Source organism: Nonlabens ponticola (assembly GCF_003966335.1).
Lineage (GTDB): Bacteria > Bacteroidota > Bacteroidia > Flavobacteriales > Flavobacteriaceae > Nonlabens > Nonlabens ponticola.
In genome coordinates, this window is record NZ_CP034549.1 from 2,689,936 (window position 1) to 2,715,193 (window position 25,258).

At 40.1% G+C, this 25,258-nt stretch carries 22 protein-coding genes and 1 other RNA gene; 17 read left to right on the forward strand and 6 right to left on the reverse strand.

The annotated features are described in order from the left end of the window. Positions 1-131: 131 nt before the first annotated feature. From EJ995_RS12185 to EJ995_RS12195, 3 genes are all read left to right on the forward strand, one after another. Entirely contained in the window at positions 132-545 is a 414-nt protein-coding gene (locus EJ995_RS12185) for a hypothetical protein (protein ID WP_126448661.1), read from the forward strand. A 293-nt stretch (positions 546-838) separates the two neighbouring features. Continuing rightward, positions 839-1,237: a transfer-messenger RNA gene (gene ssrA, locus EJ995_RS12190) on the forward strand. 312 nt (positions 1,238-1,549) lie between these two features. Next, the gene (locus tag EJ995_RS12195) at positions 1,550-1,993 is read left to right on the forward strand and encodes a hypothetical protein (RefSeq protein WP_126448662.1); all 444 of its coding nucleotides are present in this window, start codon (positions 1,550-1,552) and stop codon (positions 1,991-1,993) included. 358 nt (positions 1,994-2,351) lie between these two features. On the opposite strand, the gene EJ995_RS12200 is transcribed toward EJ995_RS12195, so the two are convergent. Continuing rightward, entirely contained in the window at positions 2,352-5,141 is a 2,790-nt protein-coding gene (locus EJ995_RS12200) for a T9SS type B sorting domain-containing protein (RefSeq protein WP_126448663.1), read from the reverse strand. Positions 5,142-5,704: 563 nt separating this feature from the next. Here EJ995_RS12200 and EJ995_RS12205 point away from each other — a divergent pair. The 8 genes from EJ995_RS12205 to EJ995_RS12240 all read left to right on the forward strand — a co-directional run bounded on the left by EJ995_RS12205 (position 5,705) and on the right by EJ995_RS12240 (position 12,109). Further along, on the forward strand, positions 5,705-7,018 hold the full coding sequence (locus tag EJ995_RS12205; protein WP_126448664.1) for a sensor histidine kinase: 1,314 nt from the start codon (positions 5,705-5,707) through the stop codon (positions 7,016-7,018). Beyond that, complete coding sequence (locus tag EJ995_RS12210) at positions 7,008-7,427, forward strand: response regulator (RefSeq protein ID WP_126448665.1); 420 nt, start codon at positions 7,008-7,010, stop codon at positions 7,425-7,427. The genes EJ995_RS12205 and EJ995_RS12210 overlap by 11 nt, the downstream gene beginning before the upstream one ends. A 205-nt stretch (positions 7,428-7,632) precedes the next feature. Further along, entirely contained in the window at positions 7,633-8,475 is an 843-nt protein-coding gene (locus EJ995_RS12215; protein WP_126448666.1) for a bacteriorhodopsin, read from the forward strand. 91 nt (positions 8,476-8,566) lie between these two features. Next, positions 8,567-8,977 (forward strand): HYC_CC_PP family protein, encoded by a 411-nt coding sequence (locus tag EJ995_RS12220; protein WP_126448667.1) that lies wholly within the window; start codon positions 8,567-8,569, stop codon positions 8,975-8,977. A 66-nt stretch (positions 8,978-9,043) separates the two neighbouring features. Continuing rightward, the gene (locus EJ995_RS12225) at positions 9,044-9,808 is read left to right on the forward strand and encodes a hypothetical protein (RefSeq protein ID WP_126448668.1); all 765 of its coding nucleotides are present in this window, start codon (positions 9,044-9,046) and stop codon (positions 9,806-9,808) included. A gap of 10 nt (positions 9,809-9,818) precedes the next feature. Beyond that, positions 9,819-10,475 carry a heavy-metal-associated domain-containing protein gene (locus tag EJ995_RS12230; RefSeq protein WP_126448669.1) on the forward strand — a complete coding sequence of 219 codons (657 nt, stop codon included), beginning with the start codon at positions 9,819-9,821 and terminating at the stop codon, positions 10,473-10,475. Continuing rightward, entirely contained in the window at positions 10,475-11,302 is an 828-nt protein-coding gene (locus tag EJ995_RS12235; protein WP_126448670.1) for an NHL repeat-containing protein, read from the forward strand. The genes EJ995_RS12230 and EJ995_RS12235 overlap by 1 nt, the downstream gene beginning before the upstream one ends. 63 nt (positions 11,303-11,365) lie before the next feature. After that, complete coding sequence (locus EJ995_RS12240) at positions 11,366-12,109, forward strand: heavy metal translocating P-type ATPase (RefSeq protein ID WP_126448671.1); 744 nt, start codon at positions 11,366-11,368, stop codon at positions 12,107-12,109. A 58-nt stretch (positions 12,110-12,167) separates the two neighbouring features. Here the strand turns inward: EJ995_RS12240 and EJ995_RS12245 are convergent, their stop codons facing one another. Beyond that, positions 12,168-12,668: an OmpH family outer membrane protein gene (locus tag EJ995_RS12245; protein ID WP_126448672.1), complete on the reverse strand. Its 501-nt coding sequence runs from the start codon at positions 12,666-12,668 to the stop codon at positions 12,168-12,170. 112 nt (positions 12,669-12,780) lie between these two features. Then, positions 12,781-14,130, reverse strand: a complete 1,350-nt coding sequence (locus EJ995_RS12250) for a DEAD/DEAH box helicase (RefSeq protein ID WP_126448673.1) — start codon at positions 14,128-14,130, stop codon at positions 12,781-12,783. 195 nt (positions 14,131-14,325) lie between these two features. On the opposite strand from EJ995_RS12250, the gene rlmF reads away from it, so the two are divergent. Together rlmF and EJ995_RS12260 are read left to right on the forward strand one after the other, a co-directional pair. After that, positions 14,326-15,180: a 23S rRNA (adenine(1618)-N(6))-methyltransferase RlmF gene (rlmF, locus tag EJ995_RS12255; RefSeq protein WP_126448674.1), complete on the forward strand. Its 855-nt coding sequence runs from the start codon at positions 14,326-14,328 to the stop codon at positions 15,178-15,180. Next, positions 15,180-15,344 (forward strand): Lacal_2735 family protein, encoded by a 165-nt coding sequence (locus EJ995_RS12260; protein WP_126448675.1) that lies wholly within the window; start codon positions 15,180-15,182, stop codon positions 15,342-15,344. Before rlmF ends, EJ995_RS12260 begins: the two co-directional genes overlap by 1 nt. Position 15,345: 1 nt before the next feature. On the opposite strand, the gene argS is transcribed toward EJ995_RS12260, so the two are convergent. Beyond that, positions 15,346-17,130 (reverse strand): arginine--tRNA ligase, encoded by a 1,785-nt coding sequence (gene argS, locus EJ995_RS12265; RefSeq protein WP_126448676.1) that lies wholly within the window; start codon positions 17,128-17,130, stop codon positions 15,346-15,348. A gap of 79 nt (positions 17,131-17,209) precedes the next feature. Between argS and EJ995_RS12270 the strand changes: the two genes are divergently transcribed. Beyond that, the gene (locus tag EJ995_RS12270; RefSeq protein ID WP_126448677.1) at positions 17,210-17,635 is read left to right on the forward strand and encodes a hypothetical protein; all 426 of its coding nucleotides are present in this window, start codon (positions 17,210-17,212) and stop codon (positions 17,633-17,635) included. 57 nt (positions 17,636-17,692) lie between these two features. Here the strand turns inward: EJ995_RS12270 and EJ995_RS12275 are convergent, their stop codons facing one another. Further along, entirely contained in the window at positions 17,693-18,277 is a 585-nt protein-coding gene (locus tag EJ995_RS12275) for a hypothetical protein (protein WP_126448678.1), read from the reverse strand. A 159-nt stretch (positions 18,278-18,436) separates the two neighbouring features. On the opposite strand from EJ995_RS12275, the gene EJ995_RS12280 reads away from it, so the two are divergent. The 3 genes from EJ995_RS12280 to EJ995_RS12290 all read left to right on the forward strand — a co-directional run bounded on the left by EJ995_RS12280 (position 18,437) and on the right by EJ995_RS12290 (position 24,552). Then, positions 18,437-19,336 carry an ABC transporter ATP-binding protein gene (locus EJ995_RS12280; protein ID WP_126448679.1) on the forward strand — a complete coding sequence of 300 codons (900 nt, stop codon included), beginning with the start codon at positions 18,437-18,439 and terminating at the stop codon, positions 19,334-19,336. Between the two features lie 2 nt (positions 19,337-19,338). Further along, positions 19,339-23,007, forward strand: coding sequence for an ABC transporter permease/M1 family aminopeptidase (locus EJ995_RS12285; protein ID WP_126448680.1), 3,669 nt, complete (start codon positions 19,339-19,341; stop codon positions 23,005-23,007). A 117-nt stretch (positions 23,008-23,124) separates the two neighbouring features. Continuing rightward, positions 23,125-24,552, forward strand: a complete 1,428-nt coding sequence (locus EJ995_RS12290; protein ID WP_126448681.1) for an SDR family oxidoreductase — start codon at positions 23,125-23,127, stop codon at positions 24,550-24,552. Positions 24,553-24,570: 18 nt separating this feature from the next. Here EJ995_RS12290 and EJ995_RS12295 read toward each other — a convergent pair whose 3' ends face one another. Next, positions 24,571-25,248, reverse strand: coding sequence for a hypothetical protein (locus EJ995_RS12295; protein WP_126448682.1), 678 nt, complete (start codon positions 25,246-25,248; stop codon positions 24,571-24,573). Between the last annotated feature and the right edge of the window lie 10 nt (positions 25,249-25,258).

Sequence of the window (25,258 nt, forward strand, 5' to 3'; positions counted from 1 at the left end):
AAGCAAGATACTAAAATGTACTGCCAACCTGAATAAAGGGAATAACGTAAAATCGATCAGGAAAAGCATGATAGTTTACAGGCATTAGACGGGCGCATCTTTGTATCATGATAATCACAAAAACATTTATAATGAAAAAATTAATCTTAGTAATCGCAGTAGCATTGACAAGTATCATGAGTGCCAGCGCACAGGAATCTATGCATGATAAGGCAGAACATTCTATGAAAAAACATGTTGACATCATTTCACTAGATCAAACACCTGGCGAGTTTACGGTCAAGCAATTAGAACTGGTTCCTGGAACCTATAAATTTGAGATTAACAATAAAGGAGTCGGTCATGATGTTGGATTCGTGCTAGTCCCTAAAGGGAAAGACATAAACAATCCAGAAAATCATATCAAGGGAGCTTATGTGACAGCACCAGTAGCCAATAATAGCAGCCAGTCATCAAAAACGGTGACGCTTACTGAAGGTGAATACGTATACTTTTGCCCGCTTAACCCTACAGCGACTGACAATACCATCGTGGTGAAGAAATAACGCAAAAATGAGTTAGGGTCTGTTCCTCGCTCATTGTCGAAGAAGATCTCGTGACATTGTTACGGGATTTTTTTATTTGCAACCAAAGCGCTTTTCTTTTTTGGCACAATTTTTAAGCCTTACGGGAATAAAGCAAGTTATATTTGTAGTCCAATTTTTCAGAGTTCAGAGTTCAGAGTTCAGAGTTCAGAGTTCAGAGTTCAGAGTTCAGATTTGGAATTTGGAATTTGGAATTTGGAATTTAAGATCACGTAAGTGATCGCCAGATTGGAATTTACCGCAATAGCGGTTCTGGGGTCGACTGGTTTTGACAGCGAGACTGGGTTGATTGTAAGCATGTAGAGCGCTGGGACATAGCTCTTAAATATCATGATTCAACTTTTTTAAACGGCGAGAATAACTACGCCCTAGCAGCATAATCTGAATCATAGTAGGATGTGCCTCGGCTTGTAAGACAAGCATGCAGGAATTCTCTCAAAGGCCTTGGTTTATGGCACTTGATATAGAGAATTCGTAAAAATAGACCTATCCTCATCAGGTCTTTGATGTTGAGGAGACACTCAATTGAAGATAAGGGATGCGTTGGTGGTTTCTGACCGGCAAGTCCACGAAAACCCAAACAGAAACTAAACATGTAGAAAGCGATGAAGTCGCTCGTTTGGACGGCGGTTCGAATCCGCCCGACTCCACAACTTAAAACCACATTACACTGTAAGTCAGTATAATGTGGTTTTTTATTTTGACTTACACATATCTTATGGATTTGTAAAGATTTAAAATTGTTGATTGAATAATTTGTCTGTAGTATTTTTCGATGATGCTATTTTCTTTATAATCATATGAAAAATGTGAGAAAGACATATAAATTATATTATGAAAGTTCTCATGAATATTCTTTGACCAAGACCGTCAACATATAACCACTTTCGTATTCCATAATCGGTCAGTAGATGCGTTCATATTTTGAAAAGCAACGCGGCGAAAACATGAAAAAGTAATTCTTTATGAATAAATTAAAAAGTATAGTTCTGTTTCTCCTTATGTGTTTATGCTCATGCAATGGCGAGTCAATCAAAGAGTTGAGCGATGCTCATTATGAAGAAATACGCGATATCCAGCTAACAGCAGTAGTAACTGATATTGATGATCCATGGCAGCCGTTTCACGGATTTGGCCTGATATCTCTTGAAATCATTGATAGTAACACTGAAATGTATGATCCAAGACCACATTTTGATGAATATCTCTTCATACTAAAAAAGGATCAAATGGAGCTCTATCAGTCGCTTTCTTTACTATCGATTGGTGACACAGTTAAAGTTGATATGCCAAATAAAAAAATAAGATATTTTTTGAATGAATATAATAGGGTTGAAGAATTTACACCACAGCTGTACGATGAGCCATTTTATCATTATTTCATAGAAAGAGATCTACAAAAGTTATGAATTAATTTTTTTAAAAAAAAACGAAAAAATGATAGTTGGTACTTGTGAGTACTACCCTAAGTAAAATTCTTAAATTTCTTAATTGATTTATTCAACATCATAATTATGAAGTTATAATTTTTACCATACAATAGCAGCATATTACTTGCCACTACAAATAATAGCTACAGCTATTGAAACACTATTAGGCAATTTTAATAGGTAATTATCTAGCTCGTCTTGTTAGATCCGAACTGTTTTGTAGAATTTTCGAATGCACTTCAATACATATTTTGATTGACTCGCGTCGGTATTCATTAGTGTAAGAAACTATAAGATATGACTAAGTTTTCGCGAAAGCGTAATAGATACAATTACCTCAACGTTTCAAGGCAAAATGTCCACGTGTCATCTTGTTGTTTGCCGTTGTCAACGTGTACCAATAATCGGTACTAGGTAATGGCTCGCCATTATAGGTTCCATCCCAACCGTTGCCATTGATCTCTAATTCAACAAGTAATTTACCGTATCGATCATAGAGTAAAAGTTGGCTGCTAGGATCTAGATTTTTGCCGCCGCGTATATTCCATGTATCATTATATCCATCACCGTTGGGCGTGAAAAATTGTGGGACACCTATGGTGATCAACTCTTGCTGCTTGTAATAGCAACCTTGTAAATCACGTACGGTAACTTCTTGCAGGCCATCATCTGTCTGAATGCGATCAAAAGTGTATTCATAAGCGTTACCGCGACGATCCATGTCAAACCACTCGCCATCTTCCAGACGTACTTGATATCGAGATGGTTGATCACCTAGATCTTCTAGTATAATAGTTATCTCATGAGAATCAAGACTAGTCACAAAATCAGATTCAATCTCAAGATCAACCGGTTGTGAACTTTCTCTTATCAGCGTTTGTGACTGGGTTGAGCAACCGGTTAAGAATGATGTGATATCAACCTTATAGATTCCTAGATCGTTGGTTACCAGTCTATTTTCTGTAGTTTCTAGTACCTCACGTAGTCCATTATACTCTCGTGTCCATACAAAGTCATAGTCAGCTACTGGCAAGTCCACAGAAATCGTTACTGGGTCAGATGCCGTTCCCGTAGCTTTATTGATGCAAACGGAATACTCTTCTGGCAAACTAATTAACGGCATCGTATCCAAGCTAAATGTAATCATCGATGTATCATAGCATCGAGTATTCCTATTTGTGATCCTGGTATAGAAGGTGGTTTCTCCTGCCAGGATAGTGGTAGATTCAGGCAATCTATTACGATCACTCACGGCGTCATCCATGGTATTATAATAGTCAATCTCAAATCGGGTATGATTTGCATGAAATAGATTATTGTAATCCACAAACTGCAATGTTTCCTCTCCAACAATGTCATCACTGTTGTCGCATAAATTGATGATATCAGGTATCAGTGCGGTAGGTGCGTTTTCTACATTTATGGTAATTGAGGCACTGGCACGATCAAATCCTGCACTAGCACCTGTATCAATTACTATCACATGATATTCAGTAGTTTCCTCAGGCAAAATCTCAATCGATTGATCAGTCGACAGGATCTCCTCGCTGCCTACAATATTCCATTGATACGTATAGGTTCCCACAGGCTCATCTGGTTGTGGTTGAGCATTTAAAGTCACTGATTGACTCTCGTTGGCGCATAAGATGTCATCACTTGCATCGATGGTTACTTGAATAGGGCAGGCATTGAGAGCAATCTCAAATGATTGCTGAGCCATACAACCGCCACTTGCTGTGCGATCATATGCATATAGTATCGTGGGATTTTCAAAATCCTCATTGGTTATTGTAGACCCTATATCATAACGTGTACCACCACCATCTGGCAGCGTATAATAGGCAGCAGCCGCAGTTATGTTTTCTCCAGTAATTACTGGTAGGACATACGTCTCACAATCCTGAACATCGTCAATCGTATTGATCACAGGAGTCGCATCAATTGATAATTGAAAGGATTTTTGCGCAAAACATGCACTACCAGATGGATTGTCATATGCGTATAGTCTTGCTGGATAGAAAGGGAATGAATCGTGTGATAGCTCTTCTCCTATTTCATATCTATCGCCTTGACCGCCAGGCTCTGTATAATAGGCCTGGTTTCCTGACAAATTATCGCCTTTCAATGCTGGAAGTACATAGGTGTCACATGCAGCTTGATCCTCAATTTCTTCTAAGGTAGGAAAGTCTGTGGCATTGCTATTTACATTGATGTTGACTTGCTTGACAGTTTCGTTTCCATTGATGTCAGTCACTGTTACATCAATGATTGTTTTTCCTTGATCGCTACAAGTAAAGGTAGATTGACTTAATGTAATCGTATCAACGGCACAGTTGTCAGTAGGCGTATCTATTATAACATCATTTGCATCAATGGTTGCACTATTATCGTCTCCTAGATCTATCTCAATATCTTGAACTTCATAGACAGGCGATTCTACATCGCGCACGATGACATTAAAAGTACATTCCGTTTCAGCGCCATTCTCATCAGTAGAAATAAAAGTCACTGGTGTCGTACCTACAGGAAAAAAACAGCCAGATTCTAATCCAGGTTGTTGTTTTACAGGCGTTGCGATAAATCTAAAGTTATCTATGCTCGCGTCAGCATTGTCACCTTGTTGCTCCCATATCATGGAAGTAATATTTTGCCACTCAGGAGTATCGGGAAATTCCACTTCACCCGTTTGTTGCGGTATAAAGGTGGCACCGCAGCCCGTAGTAAACTTCATATTGGTAGTACAGGCTATAAAACGCAACGGTGTAAATGGGTCACCGCCATTATAGGTCCATGTGTTTCCCGTATTGGCATGAATGAGTGCACCCTTGCGATTATCACAAGGAATAGGCCACGGCGCATCTATATGACTACCGTCATTACCGTCTAGGCGCATGCCGTTCTCTATATAAGGACTATCAAAAACATTCTCACCGTTAAAAATCATTACAATCTCCTCGCTAGGGCTAACGTTAGATGTAGCATCAGGAAAATTTACCGTGGCACCGCACTTACCTTCTTCGGCATCGACGATTACATCAGCTGGACAAGTAATTATATTTGTTGTTCTTATCACCAGCGATTTGTGCGTGACGGCCATACTATCTCTCGCAATAGATTTTTCAGACATCGCATGAGCTGTCAGGGTTAGCGAGACGAGTAAAACAATTATATTGAGGTAAAGATTCTTCAGGGTACTATTATTCTCAGGTAAATGTGTGTTTCAATACCTCAAACCTACATTTTTTATCCATTAAAGTATCAAAACATCGATTAAAAACATACTCATAGTGCATTTCATCGGTGTTTTTACTGTTTTACATAGATCAATGACCTAGAGTGATAATTTGATGTTTAGAAATTTGCTTTCGCGAAAGCATAATCCCTAACGACTTAAAAACGATTGACCATCATTGGATTTAGTTTCAATAACTTGGTTTTCATGAGTTTAAAAGCGCTTATGACTGGTAGTAGTTCTTAATCACTCGTATTTTAAAAAATCTCTTTTAGAATATTATAAAGAACGCCAGCGTTGATTAATCATTAATTTGCAGCGCAAAGGGAACTTATGGTGCAAATAAAAAACTATATCGTTGTTTTAAACGTAGATAATTGCAATTGACCGATCACTCTCTGAAATCTTACGAAAGGCTCATAGCGTGAACATGCATCTACTCTCTATATAAAGCTTCTATGTTCACTCAAAGAAAACTAAGCAGTGTCTACTGGATATTCTTGATCACCATTATTCTATTGGTGCTGGCAAAGGCATTGACTGTACTCTATTATATTGACCGGCAAAAAGATGACGCACGATATGTCAACCTTTCTGGAAGACAACGCATGTTGAGCCAACGTATTACTAAACAGCTATTGTATCTCAACCTTAAGGACGATACCGCCGTTTATCCATATAATATGGACAGCCTGCAGATAAGCTTGACCGAATGGAAAGACGCACAGCAACTATTGGTAAATGAAGCTGCACCACAATATGACAATGAAGAGCTATCTACCCTTCTAGAGAATGCCCTGGTATCCATCAACGATATAGAAGATGAGGTTCAAAATGTACTAACAAATGAATCTAAAGAAGCTATAAAGAGGGCTACGGTCACCGCATCAAACAGAGAGGTGCGTTTTCTTAAAAATATGGATAGCGCCACAAATTTATTTCAACAGGAAGCAGAGTCTAAAACGGCTCAATCTCGCAATGTTGCCTTAATTCTAGCAGTTATAAGCCTTTTAGTTATTCTTCTAGAATTCATGTTAATAGTGCTTCCATCGTTTAAAGCGCTTTTTGCCAAAAATGCCCAACTAGAGCAAGCTAATAAGCAATTATCAGAATTTGCGCAGATAACCGCGCATAACTTGCGATCACCCATTGGGAACCTCACATTTTTAAGCAACTTTTATAAGAATGCAGAATCTGACGAAGAGAAGACAGAGTTATTTGAAAAATTTGATATTGTAATAGGTCACCTAAGTGAGACCATAGATGTGCTCATCGACAGCATCAAAATCAAGGCACATACAAATGTAGAATTCGAAACCTTATCTTTTGAAAAGACACTAGATCATACCATGCAATTACTGTATGCAGACCTAAAACGAACTAACGCAACTGTAAAAGCTGATTTTTCTAAGGCACCGACCATTACATACCACAAAATATATCTTGATAGTATTTTCCTTAACTTGATGACCAATAGTATTAAATATAGAAGTCAAAAAAGAGAACTGATCATTGTTGTAAGAACAGTTTATCACAAGGATCAAACCGTGATGTATTTTACTGACAATGGCCAAGGTATAGATTTAGATCGCCAGGGCGACAAAATCTTTAATTTAGGAAAAACCTTTCACCGCAATGCAGACGCCAAAGGTATAGGCTTATTCATGACACGCAACCAGATTCAAGCTTTAGGTGGCAGTATTGATGTGACGAGTAAACCCGATGAAGGAACAACATTTATAGCAACTTTTAAAAATCACAATGGAGACTAAACCATTTGTAATAAGCCTTATTGACGATGATGAGATCTACCAGTACGGTTTTAAACGCACCATAAACATTACCAAATTTGCTAAGAAATTACTGATTTTTAGCGATGGTGAACAGGCGATCAATTTTCTCATTGATAACATAGCCAATGCTAGTGAATTGCCAGATGTGATTTTTCTAGATATCAACATGCCTATCATGGATGGTTTCCAGTTTATGGAAGAGTACGTGAAAATAAAACCACGAGTAGGTAAACCGATTACTATTTATATGGTATCATCTTCCATCGATCCTGCAGACATAGAAAGAGCACAAGAGATATCAGACATTTCTGACTACATCATCAAGCCCATTCAGCTTGAAACGCTAGAAGAAATAATCATAGAGCTTGAAAAAAAATACAATGATTAAGCTGTATTAATTGGGATGAACAGTGTCATTGTATTTTCAGATCTCTTCATTCTCATGAATCAAATGCTCTAGAATCTTACTAGGGTAAATGTTATAATAAATTAAAAGTCAAGGATAACAAGGTCACTAGTTTGTACTTTGAACAAGTCAAACTGATAGGGGTTTGCAAACTCAAAATAAAAACTAACTGATTAATTCTACCATCATGACTTTACAGGATTTAGGAAATTCAAATTTTGAAAACTACATCGGTGCTTCCGAAGGTCTGTCCGAAATGGCTTACCAGATGACATCGCATGTACTTACTTTAGGCTATGCAGTTATGCTAGCTGGACTGCTTTACTTCGTTTTAACCATAAAACAAGTATCTCAAAAATATAGAATGTCAAATATCTTATCGGTTGTGGTAATGGTATCAGCATTTCTTCTACTTTATGCACAGGCAAACAACTGGACAACCAGCTTTGAGTTTGATGCAGAGCGTGGTCGCTATTTTCTTGCTGATGGTGAGGACCTTTTCAACAATGGGTATCGTTACCTCAACTGGTTGATTGACGTACCAATGCTGTTATTCCAGATACTATTTGTAGTTTCCTTGACTAAATCTAAGTTGTCATCAGTAAGAAACCAATTCTGGTTCTCTGGTGTAATGATGATCGTTACTGGATATATTGGACAATTCTATGAAGTTTCTAACTTGACGTTATTCCTAGTTTGGGGTGCTGTCTCTACAATATTCTTCTTACATGTTCTTTACTTAATGAAGAAAGTAATTAATGAAGGTAAAGAAGGAATTCCTGCCAAGGGTCAGAAGATCTTAAACAACATTTGGATTTTGTTCTTGATTTCATGGATGCTATATCCAGGTGCATACTTGATGCCTTATCTTGGTGGTGTCGATGGATTCCTATACAACGAGAGCGGTATTGTAGGTCGTCAAATGACTTACACCATTGCAGATGTTACTTCTAAAGTAATCTACGGTGTACTTTTAGGTAACCTAGCAATGTTCTTGAGTAAAGAAGAAGGTTACAAGGTAACTGACTAATATTCCTTATCAATACAGTATTAAAAGGATGCCATGCGGCATCCTTTTTGCTCTTAAAACATAACTAACACCAATTTTGTAAATTTGCATTATGCATTCATGGACACATAGAATTCTTGCTATCGCGATGTCGCTGCTGCTGCTAGGCACAACGACCTCGTTTAGTATTGATGCCCATGTGTGCGGCGGTGAGATTGTAGACATCTCACTCACAAACGATAGTGACTGCAACATGCAAATGATGGATCATGAGATGCATGACCTCATGAAAAAAATGGGTTGTTGTCAAGATCACAATCTAGCATCAATAGGTCAGGACGATGTGCAACCATCCATGAGTGACTTCTCGCTGGATCAACAACAATTCATAATAGCATTCACGCATTCTTATGTAGTTCAATACGTGCTGCCCGCAACTGCCGCAACAAGCTATAGTTCTAATCCAGAGCCGCCATTGCCGCGGCAACCGCTATACATACTACACGAGTCCTACCTTATTTGATAAAACGGAATTCATCATCATAGCTGTGCGCTAGCACAGGATTATTCCATTTTATTAAATACGACAATGAAACAATATTTATTATTGGCTGGTTTGGTTTTCGCTTTCGCGAAAGCGCATTCACAAGGACCACCCATAACAGCAGACAAGCCCATCATGTTAGGTGGAGGCAGTTTTACAACAAAAACATTAACCGAAATACGTAACACAGAGCGAGGCACCGCCATTCATATACCGCTCATGTTGCATTATCTACCTACGGCAAACAGTCTAATAGCAGTACACTTGCCCTACATCAATTACGATTTGCAAGACGCATCTGGTAGCGACCTGGCTGATGTCAAAATCATGGGTAAGTACCAATTTTATCGCAAGGATGGTACCGGCAGGACATTCCGTATGGTGGCCAAAACCTTACAGACACTACCTACAGGTCCAGAACTGGATCTTATGGATTTGAGTACTGGTAAATACGCAGGATACTACGGTCTGGTATCGGGTCTTGAGACACTTAAATACGGTATTTCAACTGAGATAGGTTACAACTGGCAACCTGATGGTACGTTGGATGAATTCAGGACAAAGCTAGGTTTTGGACTACCACTACTCAAGCCACAATATCCTAATAAACAAGTAAACCTTTATTTTGAATATACCAGCGCCTGGTTGCATGAACGTGACTGGTACCAACTGTTGTATTCTCAAGGTATTCAATATGCGCGCAAGAACATCACCTTTGATCTTGCCGTGCAATTACCATTAGTACAAGAAATCGCGCCTGACCGCGCACTCAATTATTCTGTGTTTCTAGGAACACGCTACACATTTTAAAATGACTATTATGAAAAATATACAGATGATTACCGCATTTCTTTTTTGCTTTTTTGCTTTCACTTCGACAAGCTCAGCACAGAGCGCGAAAGCGGACGCCCAAATATCCAAAGAACGAGACCAATTTGAAGTACAAGTCGATGGGCTTGGTTGCCCATTTTGTGCGTACGGTCTAGAAAAAAAATTCAAAGAATTTAAAGGCATCAAGGATGTCAAGATTGACATCGAGACTGGTGACTTCTCATTCTCGTATCCTGCAAGCAAGGAACTAACCATGCAAGCAGTGACTGAGCAGGTTAAGAAAGCCGGGTACACACCACAAACAGCTAAAATCGTAAGAGCAAACGGCACCATTGAGACCAATGAACCTAAAGCAACCGTAGCAGAACTAGGTACATTGACCACGTCAACAATGATGGTAAACGGTAAATGCGGTATGTGTAAGGCACGCATCGAGAAAACCGTTGCAGATTTACCTGGCGTTCTAGATGCCTCATGGGATGTGAAAACTAAGCAACTTGTGGTGAATCACGATGCTACCATGACCAATAAAGCTGCCATTTCCAAAGAGCTAGCAGCCGTAGGTCACGATACTAAATCCAATAAGGCTAGCGATGCGACTTATGATGCACTACCAGCATGCTGCCACTATAAACGAGCTATATAATGAAGAAGTTTTTATACATCATCCCGATTGTTATCGGGATGATTTCTTGTAAAGAAGATAAACCAATTGTTATGGAATGGCAATTGGACAAAGTCATTGAATTTGATGGTATCAACCCTATAGGATTGGCGAGCTATGGTGAGAACATCGCTATTAGTGATGGAGATCATAATCGGCTCGTAATGATTGATCAAGACGGCACCCTAATCAGTGAGGTAGCAGATTTTGATCGTCCCATGCACATCGATGTTAAAAATGACATCATTTATGTTCCAGAATATGGTCGTGACTCTATCGCAATGGTTGCCAATCAAGAAAGATCCTACCTTAAGTTATCAGACTCGCTGGATGCACCAGCTGGCATAAGTATTTTCAATAATGAAATTGCCATTGCAGACTTTTACAACAACAAGATTCATTACAATGATGGATCTAGCTGGTCAAGCTTTGGTAAAGAAGGAAAGGCGCTAGGCGACTTCTACTACCCTACTGATGTTCAAATTACTGATGATTATATCTATGTAGCTGATGCTTATAACAATCGCGGTCAAGTATTTGACAAATCAGGTAAGGTGATAAAAGCCTTCGGCGAGGATCAAAATTTCAACGCTGCTACAGGCATTTACGTGAGCGACCAAGAGATTTTCCTGACGGACTTTGAGAACAATCGTGTGGTCATTTTCAGTAAAGATTATACCGTCCAGCAAGTTATTGAATCAGGAATTGACAAACCTACTGATATGATTGTGGTAGATAATCAACTGTTTATCACTAATTATAGAAAAGGGGAGTTAGTGATTTATAAGCTGCAACAAGTATCTAGTTAAATTGATTTTGTTGATTACGCTTTCGCGAAAGCGTGTTCCCTCTAAACCAATTCAAATATGACCATGAAACACACTTATAACATTGAAGGAATGACCTGCACGAGCTGCAGTGCTGCCGTTGAGAAGTCGCTTAAAAAAGTTGCTGGTATCGACGAGGTAAGCGTTGATCTGGAAAACAAACAAGCAACGGTAGAAATGAAGCAACATGTGGCTCTATCTGAGCTGCGTGAGACTTTGCCTTCAAAATATTCCATTTCTCAAGTTGAGGAAACAAACAATTTTAATAATACAGGCGCGACCTCAACTACCATGATGTCCAACAATGTAGAAGAGAGTAAATGGCAACAATTAAAACCGTTATTCTTGATTTTGGGATATATCGCGGCGGCTACAATCTTGCTCAATTACTCACGTGATAATTGGAATGGGGCGATGCTGGATTTTATGGGATTGTTCTTTATCGTTTTTAGCTTTTTCAAGATTCTTGATCTTCAAGGTTTTCCTGAAAGCTTTAAAATGTACGATCCACTTGCCAAGATCTTTCCGGCATACGGCTGGATCTATCCGTTTATAGAAACAGCACTTGGATTGATGTTCTTGATGCGATTTGAGATTGACATTGCTTTGATAATCACTTTAGTTATCTTGGGAATAACCACTGTAGGCGTGACTAAAACATTGTTGGATAAAAAATCCATTCAATGTGCTTGTCTGGGAACGGCACTCAAATTACCTATGACCCAAGCTACCTTTATTGAGAACGCCATCATGATTGTCATGGCAGTGGTCATGTTATTTATCCTTTAAAAACATAAATGCCCAGCTCTTGAAAGCTGGGCATTTTGATGTTGAATAGGCTTATCGCTTACTTACCTTCTGTATCGATACCTAGTTTCATAGCGACTTCCTTAGTGATGTTCACACCAGGCTCTGCATAGATAAGAACTTTACCGTCAACGACTGCTTTAAGTCCTTTTGCCTTTGCAACTTCCTCGATCGCTTTGTTCAATTTCTCGAGAATTGGCTTCATCAAGTCATTTTCTTTAGCGCCTAATTGCAGCTCTGCCGCCTTGCTTGAGTTTACATATTCTTTTTGTAACGCAGCTGCCTGTTGTTGGATGTTTTGCTGTTCTGCTTCAGTAACATTAGGCTTCTGAGCTTGATACTGCAATTCTTGCATTTTAGCTGCAGACTTTGCTTCCATTTCTTGAAGATCAGCTTGAAGCTTTTGAGTAAGTTGAGTGATCTCTTTACGGATAGGTTCAACTTCTGGCATGTTTGCAAGAATAGCTTCATACTGCACATATCCTGTTTGTGCCATGGCACTACCTGCGACTAGAAATAATAATAAAAGTACTTTCTTCATTTTTGAAATTTTAAAGGGCGCAAGATAAGCAATCTACTTATGTTGCTATTAGTTTGGATGCGATATTCAAATACTAGACCAAAGTTGCAACAGATAGTTTAATAATATTTAACTACTTCTTATTGCGCCTATTATAGTTTTTATCACCACGCGTTTTAGGCTTCTTGTATTTTTTGGCAATCTCTCTTCTATAGCTACCGCCTTGATTGGTTTTCTTATTCTTGTCTTTTTTTTCATGAAAAGAAGCACCTTTCTCATCCTCAATCACCGTATGTGGATTGTAGCGCTCTACAACCCGAGGTTGCTCCTCTGGTGTTTTTTGTTTTGAGATCTCAACTTCTTCGGGCAAAGAGATGACAGGAATCTCTTGACTCATCAAACTTTCAATCTGCCTTTTGTATTCTTCTTCTTGTTCCGTATAGAACAACAGCGACGTTCCTTTTTCATCAGCACGACCAGTACGACCTATGCGATGCATGTAATTTTCTGGAAATTTGGGTGTGTCCATGTTTATAACGTGTGTGATCTTGTCAAGATCCAGACCACGTGCCATGACGTCTGTAGCAATCAAGATGCGAGCATCGCCACCGTCAAACAACTCGATACTGCGCAATCGGTAATTTTGAGTCTTGTTAGAATGAATGACCGCAAGCTCACTACCGTAATGGGGTGATAATATTTCCTGTAGTCTATCGGCACTCTTTTTTGTTTCTACAAAAACCAGGACTTTAGAATATTCTTGAGCATTGCTCAATAGGTGCATGAGCAAATTTGCCTTGGTATAATAATTAGGAACAGGATAACAGTATTGATCTATATTCTCTAATGGTGTTCCCGATACGGCGATGCTTATTTTTTCTGGATTGTAAAAATAGGATTTGATGAATTCTTCAATCTGATCTGTCATCGTCGCTGAGAACATGATGTTTTGCCTGCGTGTAGGCAGGTGATCAAAAATATTAGTCAGCTGAAATCTAAAACCCAAATCCAGCATCACATCTACCTCATCAATCACGACCTTTTTACAATACTTGAGTTTTACCGACTGTGCTACCGTTAGGTCATACAAACGACCTGGCGTAGCAATGAGAATGTCGCAACCTTCGGCAAGTGCTTTCTTCTGGGTATTGATGTTTGTACCACCGTAGACACCTAAAACACGAGTGTTTATATACTTTGCATAGCTCTCAACTTGCTCTACTACTTGCACTACTAATTCTCTGGTAGGAACTAAAATCAATACGCGTGGATCCAACGACTCGCTATACTGTAATTCATGAAGTAAAGGCAACATATATCCCAATGTCTTTCCAGTACCAGTTTGTGCAATTCCTATGGTATCACGACCACTCAATATTACTGGGAAAGCCTCTTCCTGTATAGGTGTCATGGTTTCAAATCCTAGATCTACCAATCCATTTAGCAATGGCGTCTTAAGATTAAGGTCTGTAAAGGCTTTCATAATCGTGATTTGATGCAAAGGTACTTCTTTGAGAACTTGAAAACTTGCGTAGAGATAATGAAACCAGTTCAACGTGACAAGCTAGTGCTCGTATTACGCAGAATTTATCTCAGCGCCTCAAGCAAATTCGCCGGGCAAATGCTGAAACCAGTTTAGCATGACGAGAAACGATTACCAACCGCCTATCTTTGCTGGGTGCATTTAAGAAACATACATCGATACGGGTACGACTTTCCTAAACTGGTCGCCGCTCACCCTAAATTACAGGATCATATTATAAAAACGCCTACCGGTGCCGAAAGCATAGATTTTGATCAACCGGCGTCTATACTGGCTTTCAACACGGCATTGCTCAAGCATCACTACAAAGTCAAGTACTGGAAGTTGCCCGCAGGAACGCTTTATCCACCTATTCCTGGGCGTGCAGATTACATTCATCACCTCGCAGATCTTGTAGGCAAAGGAGAGAAGAAAGGACTAGATATAGGCTGTGGCGCGAGTGCCATCTACCCTATTCTGGGTAATGCCATCTATGATTGGACGATGGTAGGTAGCGATGTAGAAGATAGCAGCATCGCATCAGCGCGCGATAACACATTAAAAAATGACGCTATCGAGATACGCCAGCAAGTAGATAAATCAAATCTTTTTACAGGTATCATCAAAGAGGGAGAATATTTTGATTTCACGATGTGCAATCCACCTTTTTACGGTAGCGAGGAAGAAGCTCTCAAGGAGAATTTGAAAAAACAGCGTAAACTAGGCAAAAATCAAGATGGTCGCAATTTCGCTGGTATGGCTCACGAGCTTTGGTGTAATGGCGGTGAGGCCTTGTTTGTAAAACGATTGATTAAGGAATCAGTTTCTTTTAAGGATCAGGTAGGATGGTTTACTAGTTTGCTTTCGCGAAAGCAAAATCTACCAAAACTTCAAAAACAACTCAAAAGACTCAACGCAGATCAACAAGTGATTACCATGCAGACTGGGAATAAGGAAAGTAGAATCCTCGCATGGCGATTTGTAGATCAGGAACCTAATAAAGAAGCGTAATGTTCGGACTATTCAAGAAAAAAACTGAGGCAGAAAAACTGCAAGAGCAATACTCAAAACTCATGGCAGACTACCACCGACTTTCTACCACAGACCGCGCAGCGAGCGACGCAGCCTATGCAAAAGCTGATGAGATCGCCAAAAAGCTGGACTCGCTTAAATAACCTACATCTGGTCTGGTACCTGAATACCTAATAACTGGCAACCTGTCTTTATAACTTGTGCCGTTTTATAACTCAACAATAATCTGAAGTGTTTGAGATCTGCATTGCTTTCCTCAACAATTTTGGGCACGTTTTGATAAAAACTATTGAACTCTTTGACCAGATCAAATAAATAATTTGCCACCAGCGCTGGACTATAATTGCGGGCTGCTGCTTGTACTGTTTCGGGAAACTGCTGAAGCAATTTGACGATGGCTAGATCCTTGTCAGTCAATTCGAGATTAGTTGCCGCGGTGAGTTGCTGATCATTAAAACCTGCCTTACTTAAAATCGATTTTATACGGGCATGTGCATATTGAATGAATGGTCCAGTATTACCCTGAAAATCTACCGATTCTTTAGGGTCAAAAACCATGCTTTTCTTTGGGTCAATCTTGAGCATGAAATACTTGAGAGCTCCTAGGCCTATCATGCGGTATAATTCCTCGCGCTGCTCTTGATCCAGACCGTCTAACTTTCCTTGTTCTTGTGCTATTTCTCTTGCGGTATTGGTCATTTCGGCGATCATGTCATCTGCATCAACGACCGTTCCTTCTCGAGATTTCATTTTACCATGCGGTAGCTCAATCATACCATAACTCAAGTGGTACAGGTTGTCTGCCCATTCATAGCCCAGCTTTTTGAGAATCAAAAACAGCACCTTAAAGTGGTAATCCTGCTCGTTACCCACAGTATAAACCATGCTATCAATATTGTGATCCTTGACGCGCTGTATAGCGGTACCTATATCTTGAGTCATGTAAACGGCCGTACCGTCACTGCGCAATACGATTTTTTCATCCAGACCATCAGCCGTTAAATCAATCCAGACAGATCCATCCTCTTTCTTGAAGAAAACACCATTGTTGAGTCCATGTGCAATCACATCCTTACCTAATAAATAGGTGTCGCTCTCATAATACAAGCTGTCAAAGGTGACGCCTAGATCGCGATACGTGGTGTCAAAACCTGCATAAACCCAGCCGTTCATCATCTTCCACAATTTAACGGTTTCTTCATCGCCTTGCTCCCATTTGCGCAACATTTCTTGAGCTTCCAGAATGCTAGGCGCATTTTTGGCAGCTTCTTCCTGTGTTTGACCTTGCGCGACTAGTGCGGCAATCTCCTTTTTATACTCTTGGTCAAACTTCACATAGTAATCACCTACCAATTTATCACCCTTCACGCCTTGAGATTGAGGCGTCGCATTATCACCATACTTGACCCATGCCAGCATGGATTTACATATATGAATACCGCGATCGTTGATGATTTGGGTTTTGGTAACTTCTTTACCTGCAGCCTCGATGATTTGAGCCATGGAATAGCCTAGCACTATGTTGCGTATGTGACCTAAATGCAATGGCTTGTTGGTATTAGGTGAACTGTACTCGACCATGGTACCAGCGGCATCTTCATCTATTACTTTCCTACCATAAGTTTCATTTGCTACAATTGAATTAAAATCTTCCAGAAATGCTTCTGTCTTTATAGAAAGATTTAAAAATCCCTTGATGACCTCAATGCCTGAAACTAATTTAGTTTGATACTGTAACTCTTCACCTATTGCCTGTCCTATCGCTGCTGGATTGCCTTTAATGTGGCGCAGCATCGGGAACACCATGATGGTATAATCTCCTGATTGATCCTTTCGCGTAAGCGTAACCTCAACATTTTCCAGCTTTACTTCATAGAGTTTTTCTACGGCTTTTATGGTTTCTTCCTGCAGTTGTTGCACTAGGTTCATGGGCAAAATTTAAGCCCACAAAGATAGGAATTATGAAAGGCTTGAAGTCTTATACAGACTAAGTTTGTAACTTGATGCCATGCTATATAATGTATCTTACAATAGACCTAAAATTGATCGTGCCATAAGTGATGAAGTAGGTGGTGTTTTAAGCTTGCGCGAAAGGTGGAAACTCAAAGGCTCTGGTTCTCCTCAACTCCACATTAATAGTTGTAGCATTCATATTCACAATCTATTGGTGCTGGATAACAATGCAGATAAATGTAATATCGAGATACGCGAGAAGGGTATTATCATCAGATTTAGATCATTGCTGGAAACATATGCATTGCCTATTCCCTTTTATAAACTCACGATCTACAAAGGCCGCGCTGAGGAATACAGCATTTACCGCGATGATTATTTTGTCAAGGTACGCGCCAATCATAAATCCATCCACAAATTCATGGGTAAAATAAGCCAGCTCAAAAGCGATCAGGGTTTCACTTATGTGGATGATTTGTAGGTAGCCTTTATAGACAGGCCGCAAACTAAGCTATCGAGAATATAATTAATTTTTATTCTACATGAACGCAAGTGCCAACCCTATTCCTATTCCCTTACTTTCATAAATGGTACTGCGCCCCAAACTGTCCTTTCCTGATTTAAGAGTTCTCTTACTATAAAATACATCTGCTTGCAGCAACGTTTTTCCAAGTGGTATTTGGTAGCCAAATCCTAGGTTGATCAATCCGCCAGTTTGAAAATTGGCATTCCTGATACTTGGATCTACATTGGTACCGATATCAAAGTAACCAAAAAACGAATTATTCTCTGCATTTGAATAGTATCGTACATCTAGATAAATGGGTAATGTATTGAGGTTAGGGTTTTGGAAACCGTCAAGTCCCAATCCTAAGCCAGCAGAAAATTGATCTGTCAAGAAATATCCAGTGATAGTGTTTAAGGAATAAACAGCCGTGCCGCTTGCAGATATTTCTGTCGCTACGGTACCCGAATCTGGTGTAAATCTTTCTCGTTCCAGCTCAAATATCGACTGCGCACCTATGCGCGTGATATTGAAAAGGCCTCGATCTTCTTGAGCTATACCAAGAGAGTTGATCGTGAGCGAGATAAAAAGAAGAATGTAATTAAGTTTAATATTCATAGCTGGTTTTGAAATAATCGAAAAAGTTTTTAGTAACAACTTCTATACCATGGGATTAATTCGGATTCTATATCCTTAGTTACATGAATGATATAAGGTAGTTTCACATTTTTGTAACAAATCCATTGTATGGATTACTAACAAGCAAATACTACATTCATGATTTTAAGTCTCAAGAACGTTTCTAAAACGTATAGCAATGGCGTCAAAGCACTAGACGATGTAACTATCGATATCCATAACGGCATGTTTGGTTTATTAGGACCTAATGGCGCTGGTAAATCCTCACTAATGCGCACGATAGCTACCTTGCAATCGCCTGATAGTGGTGAGATTCATCTTGAAGACATCAATGTACTGGAAGAAAAAATCGAATTCCGTAAAACGCTGGGCTACCTGCCACAAGAATTTGGCGTATATCCTAAGATGAGCGCGCAGGATTTGCTGCATTATTTTGCTAGCCTTAAAGGTATTTCAAAGAAATCAGAGCGCAACGCCATCGTTGACAAAGCGCTAGAAGTAACTAACTTGACCGAAGTAAGACACAAGCATGTAGCTGGTTATTCTGGTGGTATGAAGCAGCGTTTTGGTATTGCTCAACTTCTGCTCAATGATCCTAAACTCATCATCGTAGATGAACCTACCGCAGGTCTTGACCCAGCAGAGCGTCACCGTTTTCTCAACGTATTGCGTGAAATAGGTACCAATCACATCGTGATATTCTCTACTCACATTGTTGATGACGTCAAGGAATTATGTACAGACATGGCCATTTTGAATGGTGGTAAAATTCTAGCACATGCGACTCCTAAGGAACTGGTTGCATCGCTTACTGGCAAAATATGGACGACCACAGTAAGCCGCGAGGAAGCAGAAAAACTACAAAACGAAGTGAACGTTATTTCCAGCAGTTTTGACCAGGATAATAATCTCAAGGTGAGAGTTTATGGTGATAACCAGCCATCTGCCATATTCTCGCCAGCAGAACCTACTCTTGAGGACGTGTATTTCACAACCTTGAACAGCGAGCAGCATGAAGCATTAACTGAAAACGCTTAATCATGTTTGCAACCATTTTTACCCACGAGATCAAAACATGGTTTAAGAAACCTATGTTTTACATTTATACAGCGGTCGTTTTTTTATTGGCGCTTCTTCTATCTGCATCTGCAGTTGGTGTTTTTGACAGTGATAATGTCACGGTCACCGCTGCTATTAAATTGAATAGCGCCGTAGGTATTTACGGTACCGTTGGCGTTTTTGCTTTGATCACCTATCTACTGATTCCATCAATAATTGGTGGTACGATTCAGCGTGATTTTTCCAACAACATGCACAATGTCTTGTATTCCTATCCGCTGACAAGGATTAGTTATTTGCTAGCAAAATTCAGCGCAGGAATGTTGATCACTTTACTGGTCATCGTTTGTAGTGTGTTAGGATTGACATTAGGATATTATTTACCAGGAGCTAACGAGGCCTTGGTAGGTCCTTTTGAGATCATGAATTACTTACAGCCATTCTTGATTTACATCATTCCTAATGTATTCTTTTATGGCATTATCGTATTTTCTGTAACGGCATTCCTGCGTAATATCAATATTGGTTTTATGGTGGTGTTGATTATCATCATTGCTCAAGCCACGGCTGGTAGTTATTCCCAAACTATGGATGACACCTACTGGCTAGAATTATTGGAACCTACAGGTGATATTGCGACCCTTGAAAAAATAAAATACTGGACTCCAGAAGAACAAAGCAATCTACTTATTCCTGTCGAGGGCACCTTGCTCTACAATCGTATCATCTGGCTAGGGTTCTCTATTCTGGTGTTTGTGGGCTTACTCTTTAGCTTCAACTTTTCACAGTCTGCGACTGGCATTAGACTTAGAAAGTCTAATGGCCTACGAGTGACAAAAGCCAACTTCAGCACGCTACAACGTGTGGTGATGCCTAAGGTGACTCAGGATTTCAGCTTTTTCTCGCAGCTCAAGACTTCTTGGGTACTTGCCAAAGCTGATCTGAAATACATCATCACGGCCTATCCGTTTATTATAATTACGGTGATTGCGTTTGCCTTTTCATTAGTTACCATGCTGGCGACTGGTCAGGTATTTGGAACTGATATCCTGCCTAAGACCTGGTTGATGCTGCAATTTGTCACCGGTATTTACACCTTATTCATATACTTCCTCGTGTTTTTATACGGTGGTTTGATCATGGATCGTGCTCGCGCAGCACACCTGAGCCAGATCATGGATGCAACGCCTACCAGCAATTGGGCGATATTGCTGTCTAAGTTCATAGCCTTGGTCCTTATGGTATTCACGCTGCTATTCATCGTGATGCTCAGCGGTATATTCATACAGACCTACAATGGGTTTACTGAGTATCAAATACCACTGTATTTGTTTGATCTATACGTGGTCAACAGTTGGAATTTCCTGCCGTGGATATTTTTGACCTTATTCGTACACACACTCATCAAGAACAAATGGTTGGGCTTGATTGCGCTAGTAATTTTTGCCGTTGGCGTGCCTTTCTTGTTAGACGCCATAGGTGTTGAGCAAGCACAATTTAGATTCAATCAAGGTGGTGGCTCGCCATCGCATAGTGATATGAATGGTTATGGATTTGCCTTGCCTCGATACTATTTCTATAAATTGTATTGGCTAGCATTGGGCATCGCCTTGTTTGTGATGGCTTTATTATTCTATAGACGTGGTATGAGCACTGGTGTTGGTGAACGTTTTGCTTTCGCGAAAGCGAGATTAACCACATCAAAGCTAACATCATTAATTGCCTCACTGGTGGTATTCCTAGCCATAGGAAGCTACATCTGGTATGTCAACAATATTGAGAACGAGGTTATGACCGGCAAGGAACGTGAATTGCTACAGGTCAATTTTGAAAAGGAACTGGGTCAGTTTGCTAATGCACCACAGCCGCAAACAGTGGCGATCAATACCTTTATCGATATATTCCCTGAATCACGAGATTTCAAGGCTGGAGCTACCTACACGCTGGTCAATAGGACTGATGTTGCCATTGATACGCTGCATGTAAATTATCCGGATCGCCCTACAGAAATTGAAATAAGCCGCGCTAGCAAGGTGGTTTATGACGATGAAGATTTTGATTACCGTATGTATGAATTTGAACAAGCATTGCAGCCAGGCGATACGATTGAATTTAAATTCAATACATGGAACGAGCCTAACACGTGGCTAGAGAACAACTCGCCAGTTCAAGAGAATGGAACCTTCATTAACAACGGTATTTTCCCATCCATCGGGTACAACGAGCAGGTAGAGATACGCAACACACAGGTACGTGAGAAATATGACCTACCACCCAAGGATCGATTACCGGCGCCTATGATTCCTGGTGTGCAGGATCGCAACTATCTAGGTCCTAACGCACACTGGATAGATTTTGAAGCAACGGTAAGCACAGCGCCAGATCAAATTGCTATTGCACCAGGTTATCTTACCAAGGAATGGGAAGAAGATGGTCGTCGTTATTTCCATTATAAAATGGATTCCAAAATGCTGAATTTCTACGCGTTTTTGAGCGGTAGATATGAAGTCCTGAAAGATCAGCACAATGGTGTAGCACTAGAGATTTACCATCATCCAGCACATACCTACAACATTGACCGTATGATGAATGGACTCAAGGAAGGTCTGGACTACTACAATGAGAATTTTACACCTTACCAGCATAGGCAGGCTCGTATTATAGAGTTTCCTAGAACGGCTGGTACCTTTGCCCAGGCATTTCCTAACACCATACCTTTTAGTGAAGGCATAGGATTCATTGCAGATGTTGATGACGAGAGCAATGACGATGTGGATTATCCATTTAGCGTGACGGCTCACGAGCTGGCACACCAGTGGTTTGCACACCAGATCGTTGGTGCAAATGCTAAAGGTGCTACCCTACTTTCTGAAAGTCTGTCAGAATACAGCAGCTTGCGTGTACTCGAGAAAACTCGTGGTATGGCAGACTTGCGCAACTTCTTGAAAGACGCTATGGATACCTACTTGCAGGGCGGCACAACAGAGCAGATAGGTGAAAATCCGTTGATGTATAATGAGAATCAGCAGTACATCCATTACCAGAAAGGTTCATTGGTTTTATATGCCATGAGCGACTATCTAGGCGAGGACAAATTCAATGGTGTGGTCAAGGATTTTCTAGAAAAATACAAATTTCAAGGAGCACCGTATCCACTCGCGACCGAGTTTGTTGAGGATATAAAGACAGTTACTCCTGATAGTTTGCAGTATCTAGTCACTGATATGTTTGAGACCATCACGCTGTATGATAACAAGGTCAAAAAAGCTACTTATACAGAAAATAGCGATGGGTCTTATGATGTGAATATCAATGCCTATATCTCAAAATACCGTCGCGGTCCTAAAGGTAAATTCAAGTATGCCGGACAGCAAGGCGACAGCTTGACCTTTACTCCGGATGGTAAAAAGACCGCTATTAAATCCTTACCATTGGCAGACTATATTGAGATAGGCGTTTTTGGTGAGAATGATGAAGATACCAATGAGCCTGAGGTACTCTACCTAGAAAAGGTAAGGGTAGATCAAATTGATAACGATTTTAGTGTTCGCGTCATGAATAAACCGGTCGAGGCTGGTGTGGATCCTTACAATAAATTGATTGATCGCATTATTGATGACAATCGCAGGAACGTTACTGAGAGTGAATAGAGATCTATAGAATCTTTCAATTCAAGCCACGGTCAACAGCCGTGGCTTTTTTATGTCGCCTGTTAATATTTTCAATGAAATGACCATAACCTGCATTGCTGCCATTACCTTTAAAACATGAAGGTATTATTGACAGGTGCAAACGGTTACATAGGTGTACGATTACTTTATGAGCTACTCAAAGCAGATCATGAAGTAGTTTGCGCCGTGCGCAGCGCCTCTCGCCTATCTGTTCCTGACGAGATCAAGGAACAAATCGAGATCATAGAAATTGATTTTCTCAAGCCGCCTAAGATTAATCCGATACCGCAGGATGTTGATGCGGCTTATTACTTGATCCATTCCATGACTAGCAGCACCAGCTCATTTGATCAAATGGAAGCTGATAGTGCCAACAAATTTGTTGAACTGATTCAAGAAACATCATGCAGGCAGATCATTTACTTATCAGGAATTGTCAATCAAGAACAACTTAGTAAGCATTTGCTTTCGCGAAAGCGTGTTGAAGAAATACTATGTGCAAGCAAAATACCTTGTACGGTATTAAGGGCTGGAATTATCGTGGGTAGCGGCAGCTCCTCTTTTGAGATTATACGTGATTTGTGCGAGAAATTACCCGTCATGATCACTCCAAAATGGGTCAATACGAAGACGCATCCGATTGCCATACGCAATGTGATGAGTTTTCTAGTAGGCGTTTTAGGAAGAGACGATTGCTTGAATGAGAGTTATGATATAGGCGGCAAGGACGTGCTAAGCTACAAGCAAATGATGCAGCAATATGCCAAAAACAGAAAGCTAAATCTATCCATCATCACGGTTCCTGTGATGACGCCTAAACTGAGTTCCTACTGGTTATATTTTGTCACCAGTACTTCTTATAAACTAGCCACTAACCTTGTGGACAGCATGGCCGTTGAAGTCATCGCCAAAAACAATGATCTAGCAGATCGATTAGGTATCCAACTTTACACTTATCATGAAGCACTCAACATGGCTTTTGCCAAAATTGAGCAGAATAACGTTGCCAGCAGCTGGAAAGATTCTATGGTAAGCGGTAGGTTCAAACGCAATCTCAATAAATTCAAGAAAGTACCTACCTATGGATGTTTAAAGGATGCCCAAACCCAAAAAACCGATAACCCTCAAGAAGCGCTACAGCGCATATGGTCCATAGGTGGCGATAATGGATATTACTACGCTAATTTCCTGTGGAAAATACGCGGCTATGTGGACAAACTAGCTGGTGGCGTTGGCCTAAGACGTGGTCGCACCAATCAGGACAAAATCTATGCTGGTGACTCGCTGGACTTTTGGCGTGTGCTGGTAGCCGATAAGGAAGAAAAAAGACTGTTGCTTTTTGCTGAAATGCGCGTTCCTGGCGAGGCCTGGCTAGAGTTTGAAATTGATGAAGACAACGTCGTACATCAAACAGCCACCTTCAGACCTCGCGGATTGACTGGTAGGTTGTATTGGTACAGCATGTTACCATTCCACTATTTTATTTTTAATGGAATGATTAGGCATATTGCTACTGGGAAGTGATCTTTTAGTTATCAGGAATTAGTTATACTCAATTGAAGTCCAAGGTTGCGAATCAAAATCGATATAGAAATATCGAATAATGTCGCTGTTTTGGAATAGTCCATCATCATTCGAATCTTCAACAGTTCTATAATAAACCCGATTTTCAGCTTTTATATATTTCCAATCTATGAGCTCTTCATTTTCTGGCGAGATCCGATGAAAATTTCTACCATCTGAATTGCTTAAATACAAACTTTTCAAATCATCAGTTTCAATGGATTGATCTCCATTTGAGTCTGAGTCATAAACTGTATAAAGGAAATATGAGCCTTGGTTTTGTGCCTCCACGGGTTTCAAATAACTGAATGAACTAATCAAAACTACTTCATTCGTCAAATCAGTGATCTCGTCAGTGTCAACCTTTTGAAATTTCATATTATAAATTTTTCCGCTGAAACCTCCGTCATAGGAATTAACAAGGGAAAATTGGAAACGTGACACACTAGATTCTGAACTCATGTAAGAAGACCGGTAGCCACCTGCCGTCGGCTCACCTACTACATGAATAATATGATCTAAGCTATCTATTTCAATTGGTAAATCCTGAAGAATAGTCAAAGAAGTATCTCGGACGACTTTGGTTTCATGTTCCTGTTTGGTTTTCGTCTTCTCGTCACATGAAGTAAGAGTTATTATAATCGCCGTGATCATCATTGCAAATAGA

Coding starts and splice junctions, on each gene's coding strand:
- EJ995_RS12185 (WP_126448661.1), top strand. CDS start 132: ATGAAAAAATTAATCTTAGTAATCGCAGTAGCATTGACAAGTATCATG.
- EJ995_RS12195 (WP_126448662.1), top strand. CDS start 1,550: ATGAATAAATTAAAAAGTATAGTTCTGTTTCTCCTTATGTGTTTATGC.
- EJ995_RS12200 (WP_126448663.1), bottom strand. CDS start 5,141: ATGTCTGAAAAATCTATTGCGAGAGATAGTATGGCCGTCACGCACAAA.
- EJ995_RS12205 (WP_126448664.1), top strand. CDS start 5,705: ATGTTCACTCAAAGAAAACTAAGCAGTGTCTACTGGATATTCTTGATC.
- EJ995_RS12210 (WP_126448665.1), top strand. CDS start 7,008: ATGGAGACTAAACCATTTGTAATAAGCCTTATTGACGATGATGAGATC.
- EJ995_RS12215 (WP_126448666.1), top strand. CDS start 7,633: ATGACTTTACAGGATTTAGGAAATTCAAATTTTGAAAACTACATCGGT.
- EJ995_RS12220 (WP_126448667.1), top strand. CDS start 8,567: ATGCATTCATGGACACATAGAATTCTTGCTATCGCGATGTCGCTGCTG.
- EJ995_RS12225 (WP_126448668.1), top strand. CDS start 9,044: ATGAAACAATATTTATTATTGGCTGGTTTGGTTTTCGCTTTCGCGAAA.
- EJ995_RS12230 (WP_126448669.1), top strand. CDS start 9,819: ATGAAAAATATACAGATGATTACCGCATTTCTTTTTTGCTTTTTTGCT.
- EJ995_RS12235 (WP_126448670.1), top strand. CDS start 10,475: ATGAAGAAGTTTTTATACATCATCCCGATTGTTATCGGGATGATTTCT.
- EJ995_RS12240 (WP_126448671.1), top strand. CDS start 11,366: ATGAAACACACTTATAACATTGAAGGAATGACCTGCACGAGCTGCAGT.
- EJ995_RS12245 (WP_126448672.1), bottom strand. CDS start 12,668: ATGAAGAAAGTACTTTTATTATTATTTCTAGTCGCAGGTAGTGCCATG.
- EJ995_RS12250 (WP_126448673.1), bottom strand. CDS start 14,130: ATGAAAGCCTTTACAGACCTTAATCTTAAGACGCCATTGCTAAATGGA.
- EJ995_RS12260 (WP_126448675.1), top strand. CDS start 15,180: ATGTTCGGACTATTCAAGAAAAAAACTGAGGCAGAAAAACTGCAAGAG.
- argS (WP_126448676.1), bottom strand. CDS start 17,130: ATGAACCTAGTGCAACAACTGCAGGAAGAAACCATAAAAGCCGTAGAA.
- EJ995_RS12270 (WP_126448677.1), top strand. CDS start 17,210: ATGCTATATAATGTATCTTACAATAGACCTAAAATTGATCGTGCCATA.
- EJ995_RS12275 (WP_126448678.1), bottom strand. CDS start 18,277: ATGAATATTAAACTTAATTACATTCTTCTTTTTATCTCGCTCACGATC.
- EJ995_RS12280 (WP_126448679.1), top strand. CDS start 18,437: ATGATTTTAAGTCTCAAGAACGTTTCTAAAACGTATAGCAATGGCGTC.
- EJ995_RS12285 (WP_126448680.1), top strand. CDS start 19,339: ATGTTTGCAACCATTTTTACCCACGAGATCAAAACATGGTTTAAGAAA.
- EJ995_RS12290 (WP_126448681.1), top strand. CDS start 23,125: ATGAAGGTATTATTGACAGGTGCAAACGGTTACATAGGTGTACGATTA.
- EJ995_RS12295 (WP_126448682.1), bottom strand. CDS start 25,248: ATGATGATCACGGCGATTATAATAACTCTTACTTCATGTGACGAGAAG.